The organism is Catenibacterium sp. UBA627 (assembly GCF_002299355.1).
In the GTDB taxonomy this organism is placed as follows: Bacteria; Bacillota_I; Bacilli_A; order Erysipelotrichales; family Coprobacillaceae; genus Catenibacterium; species Catenibacterium mitsuoka.
This window is the reverse complement of sequence record NZ_DBPF01000066.1, coordinates 5,387-7,964: the sequence shown is the minus strand read 5'-3', so window position 1 is coordinate 7,964 and position 2,578 is coordinate 5,387. Positions and strand designations below refer to the sequence as shown.

General features: G+C 32.5%; 2 protein-coding genes. Both read left to right on the top strand.

Annotated features, from left to right (window positions below):
* The first annotated feature begins 281 nt into the window (after window positions 1-281).
* Window positions 282-1,292 carry an aldose epimerase family protein gene (locus tag B2S90_RS04655; protein WP_286696609.1) on the top strand — a complete coding sequence of 337 codons (1,011 nt, stop codon included), beginning with the start codon at window positions 282-284 and terminating at the stop codon, window positions 1,290-1,292.
* Complete coding sequence (locus B2S90_RS04650) at window positions 1,292-2,572, top strand: galactokinase (RefSeq protein WP_286696608.1); 1,281 nt, start codon at window positions 1,292-1,294, stop codon at window positions 2,570-2,572. Before B2S90_RS04655 ends, B2S90_RS04650 begins: the two co-directional genes overlap by 1 nt.
* Window positions 2,573-2,578 lie beyond the last annotated feature (6 nt).

Below are 2,578 nucleotides of genomic sequence, written 5' to 3'. Positions count from 1 at the left end.
TAAAAACATCCTCAAGGTTTATACACCTAGAGGATATTTTCATTTCTAATTAAGTGCTTTTTTATTTAATGTCCTTAAAAGGGGCTCCACTTTACAAAATAAATCTACTTTTCTATAGTGTCCATTCAACAGTGTCCATTTTAAAAAATACTGGTTAATAAAATAGTCTGTTAATTCATCACTTTTTCTAGAAAGCGTATACATAATTATTCATAACATGATAAAATATATTAAGTAATAGGTATGAATTATCTATGTTTCCGAAGATGAGGTGAATAAATGTGATAGAAGTAATAGAAAAAATTGGAAATATTGAAAATTTATCATTAAAGAATGAAGAGATGGAAGTTGTTGTCTCAACATTTGGCTGTACTATTATTAAGATGATTATTGAAGATAAGAATGGAGTAAAAGGTGATGTTGTATTAGGTTATGATGACTTTAATCAATATCAGACTCTAGATGGTTATCTAGGTGCATTAGTAGGTAGAGTTGCGAATAGAATAGGAAAAGGAACATTTGAATTAAATGGTGAAACATATCATTTACCTATTAATAATGGTCCTAATAGTTTACATGGTGGTATTAAAGGATTTAGTTATCAGATTTTTGATTATGAAATCTTAGATGACTATACTATTAAGTTTGCTTATCATGCAAAGGATGGAGAAGAAGGTTATCCAGGTAATATGGATTTTAGTGCTACTTATCATTTAGAGGGTACTACATTAACTATTTCTTATCATGCTACGAGTGATAAGGATACTTTAATTAATATTACTAACCATTCATATTTCAACTTATCAGGACATAAACATAATATCTATAATCACACTTTAAAGATTGATGCTGATTATTATGAACATGTAGATGCAGATGGTCTTGCTACAGGTGAAAAGGAAGCTGTAGAAGGTACTCCATTTGACTTTAGAATACCTGCAAAGATTGGTGAACGTGTAGAAGTAGATCATCCACAATTAAAACTTGGTAATGGTTTTGACCATCATTTTTTCTTTACTACAGATAAGAACCAGGTTGTATTAGAAGATGAAGAAAGTGGTAGAAGATTAACAGTATCTACTACTTTACCAGGAGCACAGATCTATACCGCAAACTATCTAGATGGACGTATTGGTAAGAATGGTGAACCTTATAATGCGAGAGATGCAATATGTATTGAAACACAGAACTTACCAGACGCTATTCATATTGAAAAGAATCCAAGCACTATTTTAAGAAAGGGAGAAACATTTGATGCACAGACATCTTATTGTTTAGAGGTAATTAAATAATGAAACTTGCAACACAGATTATTGAAGATATTAGAAATGGTCAGGCAGATGCTTTATTAACTGATATTTATGTAGATGAGTCTTTATTAGATGCTCAGAAAGAAAGATATATTGCAGCTATTGAAAAGTTTATTTCACTTTATGGTGATAAGGAAGTAGAAGTATTCTCAGCACCAGGTAGAAGTGAAGTATCTGGTAACCATACAGACCACCAGCATGGTGAAGTATTAGCTGCTGCAATTAACTTAGATATTATTGCGATTACAGCACCTAGAGATGGTGAAATTAAGGTATTATCTGATGATTATGACTTAAAGGCTGTAGCTTTAGATGACTTAGAAAAGAAAGCTGAAGAAGAAGGTACTTCAGAAGGATTAATTAGAGGTACTCTTGCACGCTTTAAGGAATTAGGTCTTCATATTGGTGGTTTTGAAGCTTATATGACAAGTGAAGTATTACAGGGGTCTGGTCTTTCTTCATCAGCCGCATTTGAAGTCATGATTGGTACTGTATTATCAGGTTTATATAATGATATGACAGTAAGTCCAGTATTGATTGCACAGATTGGTCAGTATACTGAAAACGTATATTTTGGTAAACCATGTGGATTAATGGACCAATGTGCAAGTTCAGTAGGTGCTCTTATTCATATTGACTTTAAAGACAATGATCATCCTGTTGTAGAAAAAGTAGATGTTGATTTCTCTTCATTCCATCATAGTTTATGTATTGTAGATGTTCATGCATCTCATGCAGACTTAACTGATGATTATGCAGCCATTCCTGCAGAAATGAAGGAAGTAGCACACTTCTTTGGAAAAGAATTCTTAAGAGAAGTATCAGAAGAAGAATTTAAAGCACATATTCCTGAATTACGTGAAAAGATGAGTGACCGCTGTGTCATCCGTGCATTACACTTCTTTAAGGAAGATGCAAGAGTAGAAAAAGCAGTATCTGCCTTAAAAAACAATGACTTTGATACATTCAAGTCAGTCATCAAATCATCAGGAGACAGTTCTTATAAATACCTACAGAATATCTATTCTAACCATGATGAAACAAACCAGGCAGTTTCTATTGCCTTAGGTTTATCGGAAGATATTCTAGGTAATAAAGGTGTATGTAGAGTACATGGTGGTGGATTTGCAGGTACGATCCAGGCCTTTGTAGAAGATGATTATGTAGAAACATATAAGACTGAAATTGAAAAGTATTTTGGTGAAGGTTCTTGTCATATTCTTAAAGTAAGAAAGTATGGCGGTAAGAAAGTAGAATTATAAGCATTA

Excerpts from the sequence above, each read along its gene's own strand:
- B2S90_RS04650 (WP_286696608.1), top strand. The coding sequence starts at position 1,292 with ATGAAACTTGCAACACAGATTATTGAAGATATTAGAAATGGTCAGGCA.